The following is a 23,051-nucleotide window of genomic DNA, read 5'->3' on the forward strand; positions in this document are numbered from 1 at the left end:
CATGCTTTGTCCACTTTCCTGCATATAGTTAATTGTATATGAAATATGCATTTTTGAGAAGGCAGGGAGCGGAATGTCGAAGTTTTTAAAAGGAACATTTATTTTACTTATAGCCGGGCTCATCACAAGGGTCCTTGGTTTTATAAATCGAATTGTCATTGCCCGCTTTATTGGCGAAGAGGGTGTTGGCCTCTATATGATGGCCTTCCCTACCATGGTGCTCGTTGTGACGATTACCCAGCTGGGCCTCCCGGTCGCGATTTCCAAAAATGTGGCAGAAGCTGAGGCAAAGGGTGATTCCCGAAAAATCAAGAAGATTCTTGTCGTTTCTCTGGCTACGACCGTCTCACTGTCCATCTTATTTACACCTGCTCTCATCCTGCTTGCACCATACTTATCGGAAACATTGTTCACAGATCCAAGAACGCAGTGGCCGCTATTGGCGATTGCGCCGATAGTTCCGATTGTGGCCGTATCCTCCGTTCTTCGCGGCTACTTCCAGGGCCGGCAGAATATGAGGCCATCTGCCATATCCCAGGTAATCGAACAACTTGTAAGGATCACCTTGATCGCTGTTTTGACAAAAACCTTCATGCCTTATGGGATTGAATATGCTGCGGCAGGTGCCATGATCGCTTCAGTGATTGGGGAGCTAATTTCCTTGATTTATTTAATGACCACCTTTAAGCTCAGGAAAAAGTTCCGGCTGCGGAAGAATTTTTTCGGGTTTGTCCATTCTGGAAAATCGACCTTCAATGAATTAATGAGGATTGCTTTGCCAACAACCGGTTCAAGAATGATTGGCTCAGTTTCCTGGTTTTTCGAACCTATCGTAGTTGCTCACAGTCTTGCGATAGCCGGTGTGGCAGCTGTTGCTGCTACCAAACAATATGGAGCATTGACAGGTTTCGCAATGCCGCTGCTGTTATTGCCTTCCTTCATCACCTATTCTCTGTCCACATCCCTTGTTCCGGCAATCAGTGAAGCGAACTCAAAAAAGAACATGAAGGTGATTGAGCACCTCCTTCAGCAATCATTGCGCTTCTCCTTATTAACAGGCGGCCTTGCGATCGTGGTGTTATATGTACTTGCTGAGCCTTTGATGACGTTAATGTACGGGAGTTCAAATGGTTCTCAATTCATCAAGCTGATGGCTCCATTCTTCCTGTTCTACTATTTCCAGGGTCCGCTGCAGGCAGCACTGCAGGCTCTTGATTTGGCAAGGGCAGCGATGATTAACAGCCTGATCGGAAACCTGGCAAAAACCGCAGTCATCTTCCTTCTGGCAAGCCAGCCTGCGTTTGGCATCAATGGAGTCGCCCTGGGAATGGTCATGGGAATCGTCCTGATTACCCTTCTCCATTTTGCGACGATGCTTAAGGCTGTTTCCTTCAGCTTTTATGTAAAAGATTATTTAAAGTTATTTACCATCATCATTCTTTCTGGCTCATTGGGTTTCCTGCTCTGGGATTGGCAGGGTGAAGAGCTGGGACTATCATTAAGAATTCTTGCCAATGCTGGAGCGGTTACAACCCTCTATTTATCACTGTCAGTTGCTCTTGGTTTAATCAGGAAAAATGAGCTTATGAAACTGCGGTCAGTCCTAATGTCTTTTTTTAGAAGGACGTATAGTTAAAAAACGTGGACAATGAATCCACGTTTTTATTTATCTTTGAGATCGATATAAAATTTTCCGTTTTGGTAGCTGCAAAAAGAGATCTCGCCGGGATCTTCATACCCCTTATTCCTAAGTTTCTCCAGCATCCAGGATCTTGATTTGTCGATCATATCAAGATTATCTTCCTGAACCTCGCCATCGATGATCAGCGGCAGGGCAAGACTGCTGTTGTCCTGCTGATCATCATAATTTTTCTGGAATATAGATAGGGTACCAGACGGCTCTAATATGGCATACTCCACATCGGAAATGTCTCCAACATCTTTTTCCCGTAATTGAAGCAGCAGATCGTCAAAGTTATACCTTTGCGATCGCATTGCCTTTTCATCAATCTTCCCATTATTAATAATGATTGTCGGCTTTCCATCTACAATATCCCTGAACTTTTTGCTTTTGAGAGAAAGGAGTGCCAATGTAATCTGGATAATGACAAGAATACTGATTGGGAGAAGGGTATTAATCAACGGATCTTTCGTGTTTTCTATGGCCAGGGAAGCCATCTCAGCGATCATGATATAGACAACCAAATCAAGGATGCTCAATTCACCGATTTCCCTTTTTCCCATTAAACGAAAAATCAACAGGATTAATAAGTAAAGGAGCAATGTCCTAAAAAGGATGATGAAGTACTGTTCCACTTTTCCCCCGCCCTTCTTCTTAAAGCATTCCTCCTTAGTGTTTTATTTTCCGCTGAAAAAATACTGACAGTTTCTGCTTTTTCAACTGACTGTTAATGAAAATCTGATTCTAATTGTCCATTTACCTGAATATGCTTGTACTAGGGTTTTCCCGGTTGCAGGGGAACAGAGACTAGAGAGGAGAGGGGTTAATGGAATCGAAAAGTTTGGGCAGGGCCGTCCTTTACGGAGTGATTGCCATTTTTTTATTGGCAATCGTGAGCAGTTTTATATTTTCACTTCTGCTGAAATTCACTTCAGTCCAGGAATCATCGCTTCAATACGTGATGACATCCATCTCATTTTTATCGATTTTTATCGGGGGATTTATCACCGGCGGGAACGGCAAAGAGAAAGGGTGGATAATTGGAGGAGGAACAGGCCTGGCTTATTCCCTGATTATTTTCTTGTTTCAGTATCTGGGATATGACAGTCTATTTTCGCTGGAACAAGTCATCTACCATGTTTGTTACATCCTCACCGCGATGATGGGCGGCATACTCGGGGTGAACATCGTAGGCGGCACCTCTAAAGCATAAAAAAGAAGCGGGCAAAAGTCCGCTTCTTTTTTCGCAAGTAAAACATTTTACATTCTGAATCTGTTAAGAGCGCATCCGCTTTACATTATACGCCCGCTGATTCTTTGACGTCGCGGATTGCCGCGCGGTCATATGTAAGACGGCTTCCGTCACCACATTTGATGACAACAGTACCTTCATCAATTCCATCAACGATTCCATGCAAACCGCCGATCGTGACTACCTTATCCCCTTTTTGCAGGTCACTCTGCATTTGCTGAACCGCTTTTTGCCTCTTTTGCTGCGGGCGGATCAACAAGAAGTAAAATAATACAAACATCAGCAATAACGGGAATACTGTACCTACCAATCCTTCCATTCGTTTCCCCTCCTTTCATGGTCAAGGCTGCCGAAGCTTTTGATGCCAGAACAGCCTCATTAAAAAGCAGTTTATTTAGAAGTTTTTGGCGTTAGGCTTATTGAAACCATACTGCTCAAAAAACTCATCTCTAAAATCCCCCAGACGGTCTTCACGAATCGCCTGTCTGACCTGCTCCATTAAGTTTATCAGAAAATGAAGATTATGATAAGAAGTAAGTCTAATTCCGAATGTTTCATCCGTTTTAATCAAATGACGGATGTATGCCCTGCTGTAATTTTTGCAAGTATAGCAGTCACAGTTCGGATCCAATGGGCCAAAATCACGCGCGAACTTGGCGTTCTTGACAACCAGCCTGCCCTCGCTTGTCATCAGCGTGCCATTCCGGGCGATACGTGTAGGCAATACGCAATCAAACATATCGATACCTCTGATGGCGCCATCAATCAAGGAATCCGGTGAGCCAACTCCCATCAGGTAGCGAGGCTTGTCGGATGGCAGCCATGGAGTGGTGAATTCTAGTACCCTGTTCATGACATCCTTCGGTTCTCCGACTGACAGGCCGCCAACTGCATAGCCAGGAAAGTCCATAGAAACCAGGTCCTTTGCACTCTGCTTCCTCAGTTCTTCGTATTCACCGCCCTGGACAATCCCGAATAATCCCTGGTCCTGCTGACGCTGATGTGCTGTCAGGCAGCGCTCGGCCCAGCGGGATGTCCTTTCGACTGACTTTTTCATATAATCATATTCCGCTGGATATGGCGGGCACTCATCAAAAGCCATCATGATATCGGATCCAAGAGCGTTCTGAATCTCCATCGCCTTTTCAGGGGAAAGAAATAGCTTGTCACCATTCAAATGGTTGCGGAAGTGGACGCCCTCTTCTTCGATTTTTCTGAACTCGCTTAAAGAGAATACCTGGAAACCACCTGAATCAGTGAGAATCGCGCGGTCCCAGTTCATGAATTTATGGAGGCCTCCAGCTTCTTTGACGATTTCATGGCCTGGTCTCAGCCAAAGATGATAGGTGTTGCTCAGGATAATCCCGGCACCCATCTGGACCAATTCCTCAGGTGACATCGTTTTGACTGTCGCCAGGGTTCCAACGGGCATGAAGACAGGGGTTTCAAAAGAGCCATGAGGTGTATGCACCCGCCCTAGCCTCGCTCCTGTCTGCTTACAAGTTTTAATTAATTCGTAACGGATTGCTGACAATGTTCAAGCTCCTTCCAGAAGTCCAAAGTTCATTTAATGTGTTTTTTACTATAGAATCAGCATCGCATCTCCGAAACTGAAAAAGCGATATTTTTCCTCAACTGCTTTATTATAGGCATTCAGGACATTTTCCCGTCCAGCCAAAGCGCTGATCAGCATGATCAGTGTAGACTTCGGCAAATGGAAATTGGTGATCATCCCATCGATAGCCTTGAATTCATAACCAGGATAGATGAAGATGCTTGTCCAGCCATTTTCAGCGACAAATTTACCATCATTCGCTGTGGCGATCGTTTCCAGTGTCCGAGTCGATGTCGTTCCCACTGTGATGATTCTGCCGCCCTGTTCACGAACTGTGTTTAAAAGCAATGCCGTACCTTCGGTTACCTGGTAAAATTCTGAGTGCATATCGTGCTCCTCGATGGAATCAACACTCACAGGCCTGAACGTTCCCAGTCCGACATGGAGAGTAATAAAAGCGATATGGACGCCCATCTCCTTGATATCTTCCAACAGGCTCTCTGTAAAATGCAAGCCTGCAGTCGGCGCCGCAGCAGATCCTCTTTCCCTTGCGTAAACCGTCTGGTACCTGTCCTTATCCTCCAGCTGCTCTTTGATATAAGGAGGAAGCGGCATTTCTCCAAGCTGTTCGAGTACTTCATAGAAAATGCCTTCATAGGAGAACTTCATGTTCCTGCCGCCATGCTCGGCTTCTCCGGTGCATACCGCTGTCAAAAGGCCGTCGCCAAAAGTGATTTTCGTGCCTTCCTTCACTCTTTTCGCCGGTTTAACAAGCGTTTCCCACTCATCATCCTCAAGCTGTTTCAGAAGCAGCACTTCAATCTTTGCTCCGGTATCCTCTTTCAAGCCAAAAAGCCTTGCAGGAAGCACCTTGGTATCATTCAGGACGAGGCAATCACCTGGCATAAGATAGTTTTTAATGTTCTTGAAAATATCATGTTCCAAGCTGCCCGTTTCTTTATTCAAAACCATCAGTCTGCTTTCCGCTCTTTGTTCAAGCGGAGTCTGGGCAATCAGTTCCTCCGGCAAATGAAAATCAAACATATCTACTTTCATGATGTCACCCTTACTAAGTTTCTATAAATTTTTAATGATCCTTGATTATCTGAATCGGCCGATCAAGTAAAAGATCGCTGATAAGATGATACTTGCCAGAATGGAAGTGACAATTGGAAAGTAAAAGGTTGTGTTTCCTTTTTTAATGACAATGTCCCCTGGCAATCTTCCTATATTGATAAACTGCATAATGAAGCCAATGATGAAGATGACTGCTCCGGCGATCATGACGAATTTCGCTGCTCCTGTCATCGTTCTGGCACCTCCATTTCAAAATGTCGGTATACAGCCTCCGTTACAATTCTTCCCCTTGGGGTCCTTTGCAAAAACCCGATCTGCAATAGGTAGGGTTCGTAAACATCTTCTATGGTCTGAGATTCTTCTCCGATCGTAGCAGAAATCGTCTCTAAACCGACCGGGCCGCCTCGGTATTTTTCAATGATGCCCTTAAGCAATTTATGGTCTATATGGTCAAGGCCCAAACGGTCGACCTGCATGAGCTCCAATGCTTCCCGGGCAAGTGTTTCCTCGACCGCACCATTGCCCCGCACCTGCGCAAAGTCACGCACACGCTTCAACAGGCGATTGGCGATCCTTGGTGTCCCCCGCGATCTTCTCGCGAGTTCCTGGGCCGCAAGCCAGTCAATTTCCGTCTCCAAAAGTTCAGCTGTCCTGACCACAATATCAGTTAGCTGTACCTCATTATAGTATTCCAAACGACTCAATACTCCAAACCTGTCTCTTAATGGTGCTGACAGAGAACCAGCACGGGTTGTCGCACCAACGAGCGTGAATGGGGGCAGATCAAGCCGGACAGAACGGGCACTCGGCCCTTTTCCGATGACGATATCAAGGCAGAAATCCTCCATTGCTGGGTAAAGCACTTCTTCAATCGTTCTCGGCAGCCTGTGAATTTCATCAATGAACAGAACATCGCCAGGTTCCAGAGCAGTCAAAATAGCCGCTAAATCACCAGGTCTTTCAATCGCCGGCCCTGAGGTTGTCCTTAGATTGACACCCATTTCATTGGCGATGATCGCTGCCAGTGTAGTCTTTCCCAGGCCGGGTGGCCCATAGAGGAGTACATGGTCAAGCGTTTCACGCCTCATTTTTGCCGCTTTAATAAACACCTCAAGATTGGCCTTCACTTTATCCTGGCCGATATATTGTCTTAGAGTCTGGGGACGCAGGCTTTGCTCAAATGAAAGATCCTGGTCGCCCGCTTCACTGGAGATGATTCGTTCTTCCATCTGTTTTCACCTCTTTATGCTGGATAATCGAACCTGCTGGTCAACTGGTCTGTTATCACTTAGTTTACTTTAAAAGCTTTTGCAATGCTTTTTTGATGTATTGGTCTGTTGTCAATTGTTCCTTTTTCAAATCTGGTGTGATTTTGCGGATTTCCTTTTCCGAGTAACCAAGTGCCTTTAATGCCAGTAGCGCTTCATCGAACTCATTGGACTGGGAAATTGTCGCAGCCACCTCATCAGCATTGAATAGATTAGGGAAGTAATCTGGAACCAGGTCATGCAATTTTCCTTTTAGATCAAGAATCATTTGTCTCGCAGTCTTCTTGCCTACTCCAGGAAACTTGACCAGGAACGATTCATCCTCATTTTCTATCGCCTGGACCACCTGGCCCGGTTCTCCCGACGCAAGGATGGCCAGTGCCCCTTTCGGCCCGATGCCGGAAACATTCAAAAGCCTGGTGAAAAGCGCCTTTTCTTCCCGGGTCTTGAACCCGTAAAGCGAAATGAGGTCTTCACGGACATAATGATATGTAAAAATACAAACCTCTTTGCCTGCTTCTTTTGTGAACACAAAAGGATTTGGCGTCATTATTTGATAGCCAATACCCCCGTTTTCAACCACTATATATTCAGGACCGACAAAATCGACGGTACCTTTTATGAATTCATACAATACTCTCGCCCCTCTGCTTTGCTGTAACTCATTTTAACATACTCTTTTTAAAGGTATGAACAAAAATATGCAAAAAGGCGAACGTATGATCATTTATAAGAAAAGCGCAAGCGCCTTGGTCAGCCCCGACAAGCGTTGGAGGGCCGCCCGGTGAAGTCGCTCTTTGACTTCATCGGGCGGACCGAAAACGAAAAGCGGAGGCGACTGCCCAACTCCGACAAGCGCTGGAGGGCCTGACAGTGAAGTCGTTCTTTTGACTTCATCGGCAGGACCGAAGCGACTCGAGGAGTTAGGAGCCGCAGCTAGACAAACGTCTCGAGCTGCTCTAATCTAAGTGGATATATTTATACTTTCTTATCCAGTAATAAAATCTCTAAGAAACCTTGGAAAACGCAAATAAGAGCCAGTCATCCCGGCTCTTCAATGTAAGTCTTTCACCGTATATGGTTTAAAGGTCTCCAAGACCTCCTCATAGCATTGTTTACTGCGGATCGGAATTCCCTTTTTCAATTGATCCCGCTTGATGCTCTCAAGTCTGCCAAGGTCGATTTGGAAGAACGATTGAATAATATTCGAACCATCAGGCCTTCCATTAAAAATAGTCAGTACCCCTTCATCTGACAGGCCGAAATATCCATTTGCCTTCAGAAGCGGTGAAATATCATCAACATCCTGCCTGAATACCGCCATCTTTGCATCCATATCTACAAGCTGCCATTTATCATATTTAGCCCAAAAATCTTCTAACGACCAAACCGTCTCCACGACCTTTTCCTCACTCATTTCACCATCAAGATAGATTCTCTGCAAAATGATTGTGACCTTAAGAGGTTCATTGAATTCATGGACTGCTTCACCAGGCTTCTCAGCATGAACCTGCCCTGGGGGAAGTACTGGACCAGCCCCTGATAAACTGATTAGGAGCAATACAGCAGTGCTGAACGCTTTGATTAAATTGATTGAAGCCATTGCCGTCCACCTCTCTTATTTGCCAAAAGTGTTTAAATTCTTTTTCACTACTAGTATAGCCAATCGACTTTTAATTATCCCTTTGCTGTATTGCTTGGAATAATTGCTTTTGAATACCGTTATAGAAGGATTGGGTTGAATGAGGATGATGTTGAAAAAACTAGTGTTTGTTTGCAGATTAGCGGACATTAAGGGTAGATAAAGGCACGTCCACAAATTATCGGAGTTTAAAAGTGTTAATTATGAAGAAAAAGCAGAATTAACTTAAATTATCGGTACATTGAAGGAATATATGGAACTTTTGTGACGATAATTCGGCTCTGACTTTGTTTATCTGCACATTAATGTGATTATTGTATCGATAATTCGGCTCTGGCCTTGTTTATCTGCTCATTAATGCGATTATTGTTATGATAAATCGGCTCTGGCCTTATTTATCTGCTCATTGATGTGATTATTGTCCAAGCTCAATCAAAAAATGTTTCTTTGAGCATAAAAATAGAAGGCAAGATCGTGATCTGCCTTCTATTATTTATCAAGGATTGATATTGATGCTTTCACGCGGATTGCCATTTTTTCGGTCATAATCAATATTCCTTGTCCTGCTGAAGGTTCCCTCATCCTCGATGATGCGAAGTTCCCTGCCTTCGGTATATGGCAGTACTGCTTTTTTAATTTTCTTATCTGTTTGTTTTTTCAGCGACTTATCCTTGTAGGATACCGCAATTTCAACTTCGCGGCCGAACAGTACGGACCTCACCTTATCGACATTATCGACAGACTCTGCTGCAAGCGAGACCTTGCGTGCAAGTTTGTTATCCTGTCCGGTATTGGAATAAATACCTGCCTTGCCGCTCCCTCTGTGCTCACTTAAATGTCCATGGTAATTCAGATCTCCACGGCTGTATTTATTGTCTTTTTGAAAAAAATTATGGTCATGGTCTGAACGCGGAACGGTCGGGTTTGGAGGATTCCCATTTTCATCCCTCGACTGAAGCATCTTTCGCTTGCGATCTTCTTCAGCGGCACCTTCTTTGCCAAAATTATGGTCAAATAGCTCCGTAAGTGCCCCTTCCCTGTCATCCATTACATCGACTTCGTTTCCTTTTTCATTCGAATAATAACCAAGTGGCTGGGCCTGGTTCCTGTTCGTACTTTGAACAGATGCCTCATTATTTCCGTTGCAGGCTGTCAGACCTAACGCAAGCAGTGAGGCTAAAGGAACGAACATCATTTTCTTGTTCAAACGAAAAACCCCCATCCTAGCTAAAATGAGCATTCTTCTTAATGCTCATTTATTAGAGTGCGGATGGGGATGGGTTTTCATTCTGACAGATACGTCCAAATCACTTCCAAGTATTAAGCTGGGATTTAACATCTACCTGAAATTTTTTTCTTTGCTGGAACTGGTTTATCGTCATATCAATCAGAGGAGAAAGTCTGTTTGGTGATAAATGATTTCTTTCTCTGAACATCCTGTTCCATTCCCTCAGGATATCTGCCGGGTACAATAGGCCGTATAAAAACGATTCATAACCGAGCCATTTTTTAAAATGTCCGATTTTTTTCAGAGAGTCAAATTCCCAGTCCAGAAAGGGGAGGATTCGATTGGCATACTGGAGCATATCGTACGCTCTCGGGCCCAGGCTGATCAAATCATAATCAATTAAATACAGCTTTCCCTCTTTTGATCGAAGAAAATTATGATGGGCAACATCGCCATGAAGGATTGCTGGCGGTTCTTGTTCAAGCTCTTTTTTTGAAGCATCAAAATGTGTTAACGAAACATCGGCCCAATCCAGGAGCTCATCTGTGATGGCGTTGTTCACATAAAAATGGACAGCTTGCAAATTTTTGGTGAATTCGTTCTTTCGATGATCCCATTTTCTTGCCAAATCCGCTTTAGGAAGCATCCCTGCATAGGAAGGTGCCAGCAATGAAGTATGTTCATGGAATTTATCCAGGAGCGTGATTCCTTCTTTTCTGTCCGCCTGTTCCCCATAATCAAATCGATTTTCATGATGGTCAATATACTCAATACAGCCGTAAAATAAACCCTTGAATTGAAGAGTTGTGTTCATCCTTAAAAATCTGTATGAGGAGTCAAAGCCGGTTTGCCTCAATGAGGAAGCAAATGCCTCATGGATCTTTAATTTTCGTAAATCTTTATATCCTTTTAAAATGAGGCGGGTGTCCTCTGTTTCAACAAGATAGACATTGCCCCTCAACTGTTTCATGCCATGAATTTTGACATCCAGTTCGCTGTTGAAATAAGAGAAGAGACGATTGAAAAAATAATCGTCTCCCCCTCTCCTGATGTTAATATTCATTGCTCTCTTCGTCATTATATCTAGGCATTGGCATTCCGTATCCTCCACCCATTGGACCTGCTTCATAAGGGTTCATAAATCCCTGTGGTCCCATGCCCATTGGGTTGCCAAGGTGAGGGTACATATGCATTCCTGGTGCACCTGGATAGCCGCCGTAAGGCATCATTTGGTATGGGTTCATTCCAGGACCCATCATACCATAATGGCTGCCCATTGTGCCGCCACACCCGCAATCGCCTCCAGCAACAGCACCTGGAACTTGCTTAGGCATCATTGGAGGCTGCATCATTCCGCCGACTTGAGGTGCCATTTGATTATCCATCATTCCGCCTACATGCGGCATTTGATTATCCATCATTCCACCGACCTGCGGCATCATAGGCATTTGTCCCTGCATCATTCCGCCGACCTGCGGCATTTGGTTTTCCATCATTCCACCGACTTGTGGCATCATCGGCATTTGTCCCTGCATCATTCCGCCGACCTGCGGCATTTGGTTTTCCATCATTCCACCGACTTGTGGCATCATTGGCATTTGTCCCTGCATCATCCCGCCGACCTGCGGCATCATCGGCATTTGACCCTGCATCATCCCGCCGACTTGCGGCATTTGGTTTTCCATCATTCCACCGACCTGCGGCATCATCGGCATCTGACCCTGCATCATCCCGCCGACCTGCGGCATTTGGTTTTCCATCATTCCACCGACCTGCGGCATCATCGGCATCTGACCCTGCATCATCCCGCCGACTTGCGGCATCTGAGGCATCATTGGCATTTCAGATGATTCATCCTCCATCATGCCGCCTACTTGTGGCATTGGCTGATTATCCATCATTCCGCCGACCTGCGGCATATATGGCATTTGTTGCGGCTGAGGGATGTAGCCTGGGCCAGGCATAACAGGTGAAATAGGCACCCCATAAAAAGTCGGTCCAGTCATCTGCGGTGGAGCATAATGTGGCATGTTTTCACCCATTACCGGGCTCTGCATATTTGCGAAAGATGAGGATTCCATGTCCTCTGCCGGCAATGCCATGTTAGGCATCATATCTGGATACTGGGAAATTCCCTGCACCTGAGGGTATGGCATTTGTTGGGTTCCTGGATAACCATAAGCAGGACCTGACATTGAAGGTGCACCTGGATAACAATTATATGGGTATGGGATCATAGGCTGCTGGTAACCTCCTTGAACGAATGGCATCATTGATGGTGATTCATCCATGTAAGCATTCTTTTCAATTTTTATATCTGGTTTAATTTCTGATTTTACATTTGGCTTTACCTCTGCTTTTGGAGGCAGGGGCTTAAGTTCCGATTTTACCTGTGGTTTGATTTGCTTAGCCTCTGGTTTAACTTCCGGGAAAATGTTAGTTGGTTTTGGCGGGAGCTGCGGCTCCGCTTTTGGCTGGGCTTTTGGCAGTGGCTTTGGCTGTGGTTTTGGCTGTGGTTTTGGCTGTGGCGGGAGCTGCATATTAGCCATATTCATCATATAGTAATTGTTAATATCAATTTCCGGCTTGATTTGTACAGGCATTTTAGGTTTATATGGTTTAACTGGCTCTTCCTTTGGAGCAGGTTTAGGCATTTCCACCTTCGGCTGTTCCTTAACAGGAGCCTCTTTTGGTGCTTCTTTCTTTACTTCTGGAATTGGCATTGGTTTCTCTTTGGCAATCGGCATTTCCTTTTTGCCACCCATATTGATTTTTGCTTGAGGCGTTCCACCTGCGATGGGAGCTTCTTTCTTTATTGTGCCTCCACCAGTTGGAACTTTTATTTTCATACCGGGCATAATCATATCAGGGTTGCTGAGCTGGGCGTTCATCTGTTTCAGCTCTTCAAAGTTCACGCCGTACTTTTTGGCGATCTTCCAAAGAGTATCCCCTTTCTGTACGATATGGATTTTCACTCTGATTCCCTCCTATGGCATAAGTCCATATATTCTATGTTGGTGTGGGCAAATTGCTAACAATCTTCAAAAAAACTTATGCTTCTATGTAAATAAATATGTTTTTCGCCGTAAGATTAAGCTTTTCCCATAAAAAAAATCCTTCCCGATATGGGAAGGACTTCAATTATGATTGCACAAGCATGCGATTCAGGGCAAGCTTTGCGTTGAATGCTGTTTCTTCATCGACTTTTATGAGGTTGATTTCCTGACCCTGGATAGCCGATTCCAGACTCCAGGCAAGGTGCTGGAGGTCAATCCTGTTCATCGTCAAGCACGGACACATATGAGGATTCAATGAAATGATTTTTTTATCTGGATGCTGGGAAATCAGCCGGTTTACCAGATTCATTTCGGTACCAATCGCCCACGATGAGCCTGCAAGCGACGCTTCAATTGCCTCAATAATATAATTCGTTGATCCTGCCATGTCTGACAATGCCACTACCTCATGACGGCATTCTGGATGGACAATGACTTTCATATCAGGATATGTTGCCCGAACATCCGCGATATTTTCCACCGTGAAATTTTCATGTACCGAACAATGTCCTTTCCAAAGAATCACTTTTACCTTTTCAAGAGGGCCATCATACTCAAGAATATTTTCAATCGGATTGTAAACGGCCATTTCATCAAGCCCAATTCCAATGTTAAAAGCCGTATTCCGGCCCAAGTGCTGATCTGGAAGGAAAAGCAGACGCTCTTTTTTTGAAAAAGCCCAGCGAACCATCTTCTCGGCGTTTGAGGATGTAACGGTAGCTCCGCCATTAGCGCCGACAAATGATTTAATTGCTGCAGTAGAATTGACATAGGTCAATGGCAAAATCGTATCTCCAAACAGCACCTGCAGGTAATCCCAGGCGCGTTCTGTCTGGTAAATATCAGCCATATCTGCCATTGAACATCCGGCTCTCATATCCGGCAGGTAGACCTTCTGATTTTCAGTTGTTAAAATGTCAGCCGTCTCGGCCATGAAATGAACTCCGCAAAAAACAATATGCTCCGCTTCCCTGTTATCGGCAGACAGCTGGGCAAGTTTCAGTGAATCGCCTGTCGCATCGGCAAATTTGATGACTTCATCTTTTTGATAATGATGACCAGGTATGAACAGCTTTTTGCCCATTTTGCCCTTAATGTCCTTAATCATGCCCTCAAGCTCCTGAACCGACATGTTCCGGTATTTCTCAGGGAGCATTTTTGATTTAGCTTCGAGCGCCTCCAATATATTCATATTGTACATCCCCTTTCGTTTCGGCCATGACCTTTGCGCTAATATCCAATGATTTTACAGAGTGCGTGAGGAATCCCAGTGATATATAATCAACTCCGCAACTCCTGTAGCTATGCAGTCTATCGAGCGTGATGCCGCCGGAGGCCTCGGTTGCTATTCCTTCCGGTACATAGCCAATCCATTCTTCAATTTGTTCCGGCGTGCGGTTATCGAACATGATGCAATCTGCTTTCGCTTCAATCGCTTCAAGCAGCTGCTCCTTTGTTTCGATTTCCACCTCTACTTTCACCATATGTCCAAGGTTTGACCTGACTGCTTCCACTGCCTTGCTGATCGAGCCCGCAAAAGAGATATGGTTGTCCTTGATCATAACCGCGTCATACAAGCCGTAACGATGATTGAACCCGCCACCGCATCGAACTGCATATTTTTCAAGCATCCGCAGGCCGGGGGTTGTTTTTCGTGTATCACAAATCCTTGTCTTCGTGCTGTCCAATGCTTTTACAGCTTCGTTTGTTTTTGTGGCTATTCCGCTCATTCGCTGCACGAGGTTCAAAACGACTCTTTCCGCTTTTAATAGTGCGGAAACCTTGCCGGTAATCAACGCCAGTTCCTGACCTTTGCCAACCTTTTCGCCATCCTTTACCTTCATGGTAACCTGGCTGTTCTCATCCATCAGCCTGAAACCAAGATCGATAATCTGCTCTCCGCAGAAAACCCCTTCATCCTTCGCAATGAACACCAGGATTCCCTTACTTTCATTTCCGAAAATCAATTCACTGGTGACGTCACGCTCGCCGATATCTTCAATGAAAAATTGTTCAAGTAGCAAGCGCAGTTTGATTGAATTCATGCTTACCATCCTTTCGGTTTTTTTGCTGATGGATGATTTGTTTTTTCATCCAATTGGCATTATCTTCATATGGAAAATCTTCACGATAATGACCGCCCCTGCTCTCTGTCCGCTCCAATGCAGACTGGGTGACCAAGGTGGCGGTAATATACATAAACAGGCTGGTTAATTGTGCTGGCGATAAGTGGTCCAGGTCAGCGTCCAGCCACTTATCGTGATTAAATTGAGCAAGCCATTCAGCCTGAAGGGTGAGCTGTTCCTTAGTCCTTACAATCCCGGCTCTGTCCATCATGGTTTGTTTTAGCATGTCAGGAACCGGCAGTTTACCAGCGAAAAAGGTTTTTACATGAACAGGCAGATTGTTGCCAGTCTCCTTGTCAGCCCGTTGGCTGTTGATCCAATCAGCGAGATTGCCGCCGACAAACATTCCTTCCAATAGAGAATTGCTTGCCAGTCTATTCGCCCCGTGGATGCCGGTACACGCTGCCTCACCGATTGCATACAATCCTGGGATGCTTGTTCGTCCCTGCAAATCTGTCTTAATTCCTCCCATGATAAAATGACTGCCGGGAACGACAGGAATCAGACCTTTTTCCATGTCTATCCCATGCTGAGTGCATAGCTTGCTGATCGTGGGAAACCTCGAGCTGAAATCCTCAATGTAGGATATATCCAAATAAATTTGAATTCCTCTTCGAGAATAATCATAGATTGTTTGCGAAACAATATGCCTCGGTGCCAGGTCCTTTAAAGGATGAATGCCTGCCATGATTTGTTTGCCATCTTCAGTGACCAGCAGCGCACCTTCGCCCCTGACTGCTTCCGAAATAAGCCCCCTCGTCTTTCCATCCACATATAACAGTGTCGGGTGGAACTGGACAAACTCCATATCCGCCAATTCAACCCCTGCTCTATAGGCAAGGGCAATTCCATCACCGCTTGCCGTTTCTGCATTGGAAGTAAAAGAGAAAATCTGGCCACAACCGCCCGTTGCCAGCACCACATGTGGAGCAAGGTAAATCTCATTTGATCCATCTGGCAGCTTCGCCTTCACCCCGATACATCTTGATTTTTCCTGATTTAAAATAAGGTCATAAACAAAAGTCGATTGTTCAACGGTTATATTGGAGGCCAGATCAGAAATCAGAAACTCGACCATATGCCTGCCTGTCTCGTCACCCCCGCTGTGGACAATCCTCTTTTCACTGTGTGCTCCTTCCATTCCCAAAAGCAGATTACCATTTTCATCTTCATCAAAACGGCAACCTGACTGCCATAAACCATTGATCAGCTCAGGAGCCTTTTTCGTCATTTCCAATACAGCTTTGGCATTATTGTGGTGCGCTCCCGCTTCCATTGTGTCGAGATAATGTAAGTAAGGATCGTCCCCCGGAGCAACGGCTGCGGCCACCCCGCCTTGTGCAAGATAGGAATTTCCTTTTGTCAGATTTTCTTTTGTGAGAATCATCACATTTAAATCCTTCGTTAACTTATTGGCCAATTGCAGTGCGGCAATGCCGCTGCCAATAATAATCACATCATATTGTTTCATAGATTGATAGCCTCCTGGATTAACAGGTGTCTTGACATCTATATTTACACAGTTTTACACTATTGACAAGAACTTTTATTCTTTGAAACTAATACAGGAAAGCAAAAGGGGCAAAGCAGTTCACGTGTTGTCAGCTTGTGACCGTATAGCTGAGGATACCGCTTTTTCGGGCACATGTTCCAGCTTCTTGTGACCGTAATGCCGAGGATTTTTCTTTTTCGGGCACATGTTCCAGCTTCTTGTGACCATAATGCCGGGGATTTCTCTTTTTCGGGCACATGTTCCGGCTTCTTGTTACCGAAATGCCGGGGATTTTTCCTTTTCGGGCACATGTTCCGGCTTTTTGTGACCGAAATGCCGGGGATTTTTTTTTGGGGGCACATGTTTCACTTTCCTGGAAACAGACCCTGGGAATGATCATTAAAACAAATCGGAGGAGCGAACCTATGAAATATTTCGATTATGCTGCTACATGCCCGCTTGACCGGGATGCTGCAGATATTTTTATCAAAGCATCGGCAGAGTACTTTGGAAACAGCCAGAGTCTTCACGAAGCGGGCTCTGCAGCGGCTAATCTCCTTGAGAGCTGCAGACAGGAATTTGCCAGGTTGCTTGATGTCGAAGAAGCAGGGATATATTTTACAAGCGGAGGGTCTGAAGGGAATTTTCTTGGGATTATGGCGCTTCTCTCTGCAAAAAGAAAAAACGGCCGCCACATTATTACCGGTGCTGCTGAACATTCCTCAGTTTATAATTTGATGAAAAAGCTGGAGGGAGAAGGCTGGGAAATCACATTCCTGCCATTGGACGAGGACGGAAGAATTAAGATTGACACCTTTATCAAAGCTGTTCGGCCTGAAACAGTGCTCGTTTCCATTCAGCATGGCAACCCGGAAATCGGAACCCTCCAGCCGGTCAAAAACATCGCTGAATACTGCAGGACCAATGGAATCCTGATCCACACAGATTGCGTGCAAACCTTTGGAAAGATACCAATGGACTCTCTTGCACGTTCCGTGGATGCCCTGTCTATTTCGGGCCACAAGTTTTACGGACCAAAAGGAACTGGAGTCGCCTATGTCAATCCGAAGCTTGCCTGGAAGCCATATATTGATGGGACCGTGCATGAAAAAGGCTTCAGGCCCGGCACTGTCAATGTCCCGGGAATAGCCGCCATGACCGTTGCTGCCCAAAAAGCGCAGTCACTGATCAAAACGGAGAATGATCGACTTAAAGAGTTAAGGACTATTCTTGTTGATCTTCTTGCAGGATCAAAAAACCCATATAAGATTTTTGGCATAGAAGGGGACGCTCAGCTCCCAGGAATCGTGGGAATGGCTATAAAAGGCGTGGAGGGGCAATTTGTCCTGCTGGAATGTGACCGTAGGGGATTCGCGATTTCAACCGGGACAGCCTGTCACACAGGACTATTAAGCCCTGCCAGAACCATGACGGCAATGGGCATCAATGGCAAAGAAGCAAAGGAATTTTTCAGGATTTCATTCGGGCGGACTACTGCAGCCGATGATGTGGTCGAACTTGGGAAACTCCTGGCGGTCATCTCTGGAAAGGTCGCAGCCGTTTAACTTCAGGCTGATTTATGGTAAAATTCACGAATGAAGAAGTCGAAGGAGAGATCGGTTATGAAGGAACCTACGAAAATCCTTGGGGATGAACGCCGGGAATTCATCCTGAAGCGCCTGCAGGAAAGCCGTGAGCCGATTACCGGCGGCGAGCTGGCAGCCATTACGAACGTAAGCAGACAAGTCATTGTCGGTGATATCACCCTGCTAAAAGCAAAAAATGAACCTATCATCGCTACAAGCCAGGGTTATTTATACATGCACGCCTCCCGGCCAACAGAGGCGGAACGGATCATTGCCTGCTCACACGGCCCTGAAAGGACTGAAGAAGAACTTTTGCTCCTTGTCGATCATGGTGTAACGGTAAAAGACGTGAAAATCGAGCATCCTGTGTATGGCGACCTGACCGCTTCCATCATGGTCTCGAACCGTTACGAAGTGAAGCAGTTCATGGAAAAAATAAAATCCACCAATGCTTCCTATTTATCAGAATTGACCGACGGCATCCACTTGCACAGCATTTCAGCCCCGACGGAAAAAGCACTGGATGAAGCGGAAGAAACGCTTAGAAAAGCAAATTTCCTTATTGATTTAGAACAGTAGAAATGCAAAAGATCCATCAGTGGCTGATGGATCTTTTTATATTTTATGGCTGGAATAGCTTCCGAGCATTTTAACGGTGCAGCCCAGTGCCTCCAGTTCGGCTATGGCCCCTGGAATCAAGACGTCATCCATTTTAAAATTGATATCAATAATGAAAAAATATTTTCCGAGACCGGTTTTCATCGGGCGGGATTCAATTTTGGAAAGATTGAGCTTCCTCCATGAAAATGCCGACAGGACCTGATGCAATGCTCCTGCCTGATCTGAAGGCAGGGTGATCATCAAGCTGGTCTTGAAATCTTCGCCCTTGTCGAGTTGAAGCTTGTTTTCCGGCTTTGTGAGAACTGCGAAGACAGTATGGTTATAACTATAATCATGGATATTTTGCTGAGCCATGGCCAGTCCTTCATATTCTTGTGCAGCAAGACTGTTTGCGATCGCCGCGATATTCCGTTCCGGATGATCTTTGACAAATTTGGCCGCTGCGGCTGTTGAAGCCATATGTTCGTGCGGTACTTTTTTAAATTCTTTATGTAAAAACTTATGGCACTGTGCAAGTGCGTGCGGATGGCTGCAAATTAGCTCCGCATTTCTCCAGTTTTCCAAATTGTCCTGGTGTACCAGCAAATGCTGCCTGATTGGCACCACCGCTTCACCAACAATCTGGAGATCTGTTTCATGGACAAGGTAATCGACTGTTAAGTTAACAGAACCTTCGATTGAATTTTCCAATGGGACAATCGCTGCGTCAATCTCCCCTTCTGTGGCCGCATCCATGCATTCTGGTATGCTGACGAACGGAATCCGCTCCGCTTCATGAAACAACTGCCTGGCTGCGTAATCTGTAAACGTCGCTTCTGGTCCAAGATATCCTACTTTCAAATCCATACCTCCCCCTGCTGTTATCTTTAAGCGCCTGTTCCCAGCACTTCAACTTTTTCTACAAATTCCATTTTTCTCAGCCTTGTCAGCATCTCGTCCATTTCGACTCTCATTTCGGTGATATTCAAGCTTAGCGTCACATTCGCCCTTCCCTGCAGAGGAATGGTCTGATGGATGGTCAAAACATTGCAGCCAGTAGCCGCAACAGTGCTCAGCAATTCCGATAGTGTCCCAGATCGGTCTTCAAGCTGAAAAAACAGTGAAATGATCCGCTCTTTCACAACCGTATGGAACGGAAAAACAGTATCACGGTATTTGTAAAAGGCGCTCCGGCTCAAGTCGACCCTCTGGACTGCATCCCAGACCGACTCCGCTTTGCCCCGTTCAATCATTTCCTTTGCCTCAAGCGTTTTTTTCATTGCTTCCGGCAGGACATCTTCCCGAACGAGATAGAATTTTTTATCTTGATTTTCCTTCATCTCAAATCACCCCATCAGAATGCTTCCTACTTTAAAGAGGAAAGCCGATTAACCTTTTGGCTAATCGACTCCCTGTCACCACCTGAGGCCTACTCTACGAATTCAAATTCATATTCCAGAAGCTTGACCGTATCTCCATCTTTTGCTCCTCTTTCACGGAGAGCATCATCAATACCCATGCCGCGCATCTGGCGGGCAAACCTTTGTACAGATTCATCTCTTGAAAAATCAGTCATTTTGAACAGCCTTTCTATACTGTCACCCGAGATAACAAATGTTCCATCCGGTTCGCGAGTAATCTGGAATTCCTGTTCTGCTTTTTCATGCTTGTACATAACGCGGTTTTCGTCTTTTTCCAATACCTCTTCATCAATAAGAGGGAACTCCGGCGTCTTTTCAATCAGGTCAGCTACTGCGAATAACAATTCACGCAGGCCTTCCCTCGTCACAGCTGAAATTGGGAAAACAGGATGTTCATCCCCGACTTTTTCCTTGAACACTTTAAGGTTCTCTTCCGCATCTGGCATGTCCATTTTATTGGCGACGATGACTTGCGGTCTTTCCGTCAGCCTTAAATTATATTCCTTCAACTCATTATTGATTGTCAGATAATCTTCATATGGATCGCGGCCTTCCGTCGCAGCCATATCGATTACATGGATGATGACCCTTGTACGTTCGATATGACGCAGGAACTGATGTCCGAGTCCCACTCCGGAGTGCGCTCCTTCAATAAGACCTGGCAAATCAGCTAAAACAAAGCTTCTTCCGTCTTCTGTTTCAACCATGCCCAGGTTTGGAGCGATAGTCGTGAAATGATATTCAGCGATTTTCGGCCTGGCTGCTGACACAACGGATAATAATGTCGATTTTCCTACACTTGGAAAACCTACAAGCCCTACGTCGGCAAGCAGCTTTAATTCCATGATGATTTCGCGTTCCTGGCCTGGCTCCCCTTTTTCGGAAAGTTCAGGAGCCGGATTGGCAGGTGTAGCGAAACGTGAGTTGCCACGTCCGCCGCGTCCGCCTTTAGCGATGACAGCCTGCTGGCCATGCTCCACCAGGTCAGCAATGATCGCGCCAGTTTCAGCATCAGATACGATTGTCCCTGGAGGAACCTTGACAATCATATCCTTGGAGTTTTTGCCATGCTGGTTCTTGGACATTCCGTGCTCGCCGCGCGGTGCCTTGAAATGGCGCTGGTACCTGAAGTCCATCAGCGTGCGCAGCCCTTCTTCCACCTGGAAGACTACATTTGCGCCGTTACCGCCGTCGCCGCCAGCCGGGCCGCCCTTCGGCACATATTTTTCGCGTCGGAACGCGACCATGCCATCGCCGCCGTCGCCGCCTTTTACATAAATCTTAACCTGATCGACAAACATTATGTCATTACCACCTGTCTTAAATTTGTTATTCGCTTTTTATGTTTCCCTAGAGTGTTTCTACGAAAACTTCGATTGTCAGTTCTCCTTCAACCACGCCATCGGAAATGATTTTTATCTTGTTTCCCGGCTTCTGGTCAAGGAAGCTTTCTAAGCGATTTTTATCCTTTATTATTCCGCTAAAATCAAAAAAGAACCCGATTCCTTTCTCCTGCGGTTCAATTGTAACGGAGAGATGATTTTCCTGATATGGTTCAATTGAAGAATTCAATGTTTCAAAAAGCTGCTTAGTCCAGTCTGTCAAAAGCTGGTCATCTAATCTGTGGAAGTTTTGGGAGTCCATAACCTCGTAGTCCAGCTGGAAATGATTACTCTCCCAATTGCAGGTTAACAATGTAGAGGCAAACTGGGGAAGACGTAAATTTGATAGCTTTGCATCCTGCCTGGCTTCCATGATGATTTCTTCAATGATCTCTTTAGCCCGGTCCACTTTATTCAGCGATAAATTCCCTTTAATTAATTGAAGCTTGTTCATCCAATCATGGCGCTCATGGCGCAAAACCTCGATTGTATCCCACTCTTTTTTCATACACATACTCCCTACTCATAAGACTTGCTTGGTGTAAGTATAACAAAAAAGCCATTCTGCGTAAGCTAATTATGTATTTAAGTTAGTTGGATCCTTTTTTATTTATAGAGCACTAAGCCATAAAACGAAAGAAAACCCTAACCGAAGTGGTTAGGGCTTCTCTTTAGCTTACGCTTCTTGAGCTGCTGGATAAACACTTACTTGCTTGCGGTCGCGGCCAAGACGTTCGAATTTAACGACGCCGTCAACCTTAGCGAATAGAGTGTCATCTCCACCTTTACCCACGTTTACACCTGGGTAGATTTTAGTTCCGCGCTGACGGTAAAGGATAGAACCACCAGTTACGAATTGACCGTCTGCACGCTTAGCGCCTAGACGCTTTGCGATAGAGTCACGTCCGTTCTTAGTTGAACCTACACCCTTCTTAGAAGCGAAGAATTGAAGATCTAATCTTAACATTTGTTCCACCTCCTACTTTTTGAAGGTTAATTTTATGTGCTTTCCGTACTCTTGTTCCATCGATTGCAATGTAATGACCATGCTTTCAAGGAGTAATTGGATTTTCTCCTGTGTCTCCTCCGGCAAATTGTCGGGAATTTCACAGCGAAGAAAACCATCGGCACCTTGTTCAATGTCTGGGGTGACACCTGTCAATCCAATAATGGAATTGACTGTCCCAATCGAGATGGTGGAAACACCTGCACAGACAATGTCGCTGCCATGGGCAGCATATCCAGCGTGGCCGCTGATTGTAAACGACTGGATGCGTCCGGATTTTGTACGATTAATCGTTGCACGAATCATAGCAATCCGCCTTTAATTAAGCGTTGATCTTTTCGATAACTACTTTAGTGTAAGGCTGACGATGACCTTGCTTCTTACGATTGTTCTTTTTCGCTTTGTACTTGAAAACGATGATTTTCTTTTGACGGCCATTCTTTTCAACTTTAGCAGTTACAGTTGCGCCTTCAACTACAGGGCTTCCAACTTTAACGTTCTCGCCACCAACAAAAAGAACCTTGTCAAAAGTTACAGTTTCGCCTTCAGCAGCGTTTAGCTTTTCAATGTAGATTGCTTGTCCTTCTTCTACCTTTACTTGCTTGCCGCCAGTTTCGATAATTGCGTACATTCCAGTGCACCTCCTCATTAGACTCAGACTCGCCATCAGCAGGCGTTT

The 23,051-nt window shown here is 45.3% G+C and carries 25 protein-coding genes and 1 other annotated feature (1 of these 26 only partly in view); of the genes, 4 read left to right on the plus strand and 21 right to left on the minus strand.

From position 1 onward, the window contains the following. Nucleotides 1–73 precede the first annotated feature (73 nt). Entirely contained in the window at nucleotides 74–1,636 is a 1,563-nt protein-coding gene (spoVB, locus tag QNH36_RS17435) for a stage V sporulation protein B (RefSeq protein ID WP_283903876.1), read from the plus strand. Nucleotides 1,637–1,662: 26 nt separating this feature from the next. On the opposite strand, the gene QNH36_RS17440 is transcribed toward spoVB, so the two are convergent. Continuing rightward, nucleotides 1,663–2,316 (minus strand): DUF421 domain-containing protein, encoded by a 654-nt coding sequence (locus QNH36_RS17440; RefSeq protein ID WP_144477773.1) that lies wholly within the window; start codon nucleotides 2,314–2,316, stop codon nucleotides 1,663–1,665. 191 nt (nucleotides 2,317–2,507) lie between these two features. On the opposite strand from QNH36_RS17440, the gene QNH36_RS17445 reads away from it, so the two are divergent. After that, nucleotides 2,508–2,894, plus strand: coding sequence for a TIGR04086 family membrane protein (locus tag QNH36_RS17445; protein WP_144477771.1), 387 nt, complete (start codon nucleotides 2,508–2,510; stop codon nucleotides 2,892–2,894). Between the two features lie 85 nt (nucleotides 2,895–2,979). Here the strand turns inward: QNH36_RS17445 and yajC are convergent, their stop codons facing one another. The 13 genes from yajC to nadB form a co-directional block, all read right to left on the minus strand. Then, nucleotides 2,980–3,252 (minus strand): preprotein translocase subunit YajC, encoded by a 273-nt coding sequence (yajC, locus tag QNH36_RS17450; RefSeq protein WP_144477769.1) that lies wholly within the window; start codon nucleotides 3,250–3,252, stop codon nucleotides 2,980–2,982. A 75-nt stretch (nucleotides 3,253–3,327) separates the two neighbouring features. Beyond that, entirely contained in the window at nucleotides 3,328–4,467 is a 1,140-nt protein-coding gene (gene tgt, locus QNH36_RS17455; protein WP_144477767.1) for a tRNA guanosine(34) transglycosylase Tgt, read from the minus strand. Nucleotides 4,468–4,515: 48 nt separating this feature from the next. After that, entirely contained in the window at nucleotides 4,516–5,544 is a 1,029-nt protein-coding gene (gene queA / locus QNH36_RS17460; RefSeq protein ID WP_144477765.1) for a tRNA preQ1(34) S-adenosylmethionine ribosyltransferase-isomerase QueA, read from the minus strand. A 45-nt stretch (nucleotides 5,545–5,589) separates the two neighbouring features. Beyond that, nucleotides 5,590–5,796 carry a DUF2905 domain-containing protein gene (locus QNH36_RS17465; RefSeq protein WP_144477763.1) on the minus strand — a complete coding sequence of 69 codons (207 nt, stop codon included), beginning with the start codon at nucleotides 5,794–5,796 and terminating at the stop codon, nucleotides 5,590–5,592. Then, nucleotides 5,793–6,794 carry a Holliday junction branch migration DNA helicase RuvB gene (gene ruvB, locus QNH36_RS17470; RefSeq protein WP_144477761.1) on the minus strand — a complete coding sequence of 334 codons (1,002 nt, stop codon included), beginning with the start codon at nucleotides 6,792–6,794 and terminating at the stop codon, nucleotides 5,793–5,795. Before ruvB ends, QNH36_RS17465 begins: the two co-directional genes overlap by 4 nt. Nucleotides 6,795–6,858: 64 nt before the next feature. Further along, a complete protein-coding gene (gene ruvA / locus QNH36_RS17475) occupies nucleotides 6,859–7,467 on the minus strand; it encodes a Holliday junction branch migration protein RuvA (RefSeq protein WP_251540983.1) in 609 nt (202 codons plus the stop codon). A 420-nt stretch (nucleotides 7,468–7,887) separates the two neighbouring features. Beyond that, entirely contained in the window at nucleotides 7,888–8,418 is a 531-nt protein-coding gene (locus tag QNH36_RS17480; RefSeq protein ID WP_395883516.1) for a BofC C-terminal domain-containing protein, read from the minus strand. Nucleotides 8,419–8,971: 553 nt separating this feature from the next. Further along, entirely contained in the window at nucleotides 8,972–9,682 is a 711-nt protein-coding gene (locus tag QNH36_RS17485) for a YhcN/YlaJ family sporulation lipoprotein (RefSeq protein WP_283903877.1), read from the minus strand. Between the two features lie 100 nt (nucleotides 9,683–9,782). After that, entirely contained in the window at nucleotides 9,783–10,766 is a 984-nt protein-coding gene (locus QNH36_RS17490) for an aminoglycoside phosphotransferase family protein (protein WP_283903878.1), read from the minus strand. Next, nucleotides 10,756–12,678: a SafA/ExsA family spore coat assembly protein gene (safA, locus tag QNH36_RS17495; protein ID WP_283903879.1), complete on the minus strand. Its 1,923-nt coding sequence runs from the start codon at nucleotides 12,676–12,678 to the stop codon at nucleotides 10,756–10,758. The genes QNH36_RS17490 and safA overlap by 11 nt, the downstream gene beginning before the upstream one ends. A 166-nt stretch (nucleotides 12,679–12,844) precedes the next feature. Beyond that, the gene (gene nadA / locus QNH36_RS17500) at nucleotides 12,845–13,951 is read right to left on the minus strand and encodes a quinolinate synthase NadA (RefSeq protein WP_144477751.1); all 1,107 of its coding nucleotides are present in this window, start codon (nucleotides 13,949–13,951) and stop codon (nucleotides 12,845–12,847) included. Further along, nucleotides 13,923–14,804, minus strand: coding sequence for a carboxylating nicotinate-nucleotide diphosphorylase (gene nadC / locus QNH36_RS17505; protein WP_283903880.1), 882 nt, complete (start codon nucleotides 14,802–14,804; stop codon nucleotides 13,923–13,925). Before nadC ends, nadA begins: the two co-directional genes overlap by 29 nt. Next, the gene (gene nadB / locus QNH36_RS17510; RefSeq protein ID WP_283903881.1) at nucleotides 14,773–16,356 is read right to left on the minus strand and encodes an L-aspartate oxidase; all 1,584 of its coding nucleotides are present in this window, start codon (nucleotides 16,354–16,356) and stop codon (nucleotides 14,773–14,775) included. The genes nadC and nadB overlap by 32 nt, the downstream gene beginning before the upstream one ends. Nucleotides 16,357–16,802: 446 nt before the next feature. Between nadB and QNH36_RS17515 the strand changes: the two genes are divergently transcribed. Together QNH36_RS17515 and QNH36_RS17520 are read left to right on the plus strand one after the other, a co-directional pair. Further along, nucleotides 16,803–17,942, plus strand: coding sequence for an IscS subfamily cysteine desulfurase (locus QNH36_RS17515; RefSeq protein WP_283903882.1), 1,140 nt, complete (start codon nucleotides 16,803–16,805; stop codon nucleotides 17,940–17,942). A gap of 57 nt (nucleotides 17,943–17,999) precedes the next feature. Further along, nucleotides 18,000–18,542 (plus strand): transcription repressor NadR, encoded by a 543-nt coding sequence (locus QNH36_RS17520; protein ID WP_144477743.1) that lies wholly within the window; start codon nucleotides 18,000–18,002, stop codon nucleotides 18,540–18,542. Nucleotides 18,543–18,578: 36 nt separating this feature from the next. Here QNH36_RS17520 and pheA read toward each other — a convergent pair whose 3' ends face one another. The 7 genes from pheA to rplU all read right to left on the minus strand — a co-directional run bounded on the left by pheA (nucleotide 18,579) and on the right by rplU (nucleotide 23,003). Further along, a complete protein-coding gene (gene pheA / locus QNH36_RS17525; RefSeq protein ID WP_144477812.1) occupies nucleotides 18,579–19,424 on the minus strand; it encodes a prephenate dehydratase in 846 nt (281 codons plus the stop codon). Between the two features lie 26 nt (nucleotides 19,425–19,450). Further along, a complete protein-coding gene (locus QNH36_RS17530) occupies nucleotides 19,451–19,903 on the minus strand; it encodes an ACT domain-containing protein (protein ID WP_144477741.1) in 453 nt (150 codons plus the stop codon). Between the two features lie 89 nt (nucleotides 19,904–19,992). Further along, a complete protein-coding gene (gene obgE / locus QNH36_RS17535) occupies nucleotides 19,993–21,285 on the minus strand; it encodes a GTPase ObgE (RefSeq protein WP_144477739.1) in 1,293 nt (430 codons plus the stop codon). Between the two features lie 49 nt (nucleotides 21,286–21,334). Beyond that, on the minus strand, nucleotides 21,335–21,874 hold the full coding sequence (locus QNH36_RS17540) for a Spo0B C-terminal domain-containing protein (protein WP_283903883.1): 540 nt from the start codon (nucleotides 21,872–21,874) through the stop codon (nucleotides 21,335–21,337). A 168-nt stretch (nucleotides 21,875–22,042) separates the two neighbouring features. Next, nucleotides 22,043–22,333, minus strand: a complete 291-nt coding sequence (gene rpmA / locus QNH36_RS17545; RefSeq protein ID WP_079509900.1) for a 50S ribosomal protein L27 — start codon at nucleotides 22,331–22,333, stop codon at nucleotides 22,043–22,045. 12 nt (nucleotides 22,334–22,345) lie between these two features. Continuing rightward, nucleotides 22,346–22,678 (minus strand): ribosomal-processing cysteine protease Prp, encoded by a 333-nt coding sequence (locus QNH36_RS17550; protein ID WP_144477735.1) that lies wholly within the window; start codon nucleotides 22,676–22,678, stop codon nucleotides 22,346–22,348. 16 nt (nucleotides 22,679–22,694) lie between these two features. Beyond that, nucleotides 22,695–23,003 (minus strand): 50S ribosomal protein L21, encoded by a 309-nt coding sequence (gene rplU, locus QNH36_RS17555; RefSeq protein ID WP_144477733.1) that lies wholly within the window; start codon nucleotides 23,001–23,003, stop codon nucleotides 22,695–22,697. 15 nt (nucleotides 23,004–23,018) lie between these two features. Then, nucleotides 23,019–23,051: a sequence feature (ribosomal protein L21 leader region), on the minus strand; it runs 47 nt beyond the window's last position.

Origin of the sequence: Mesobacillus sp. AQ2, from assembly GCF_030122805.1 — a bacterium.
GTDB lineage: Bacteria > Bacillota > Bacilli > Bacillales > Cytobacillaceae > Mesobacillus > Mesobacillus oceanisediminis_A.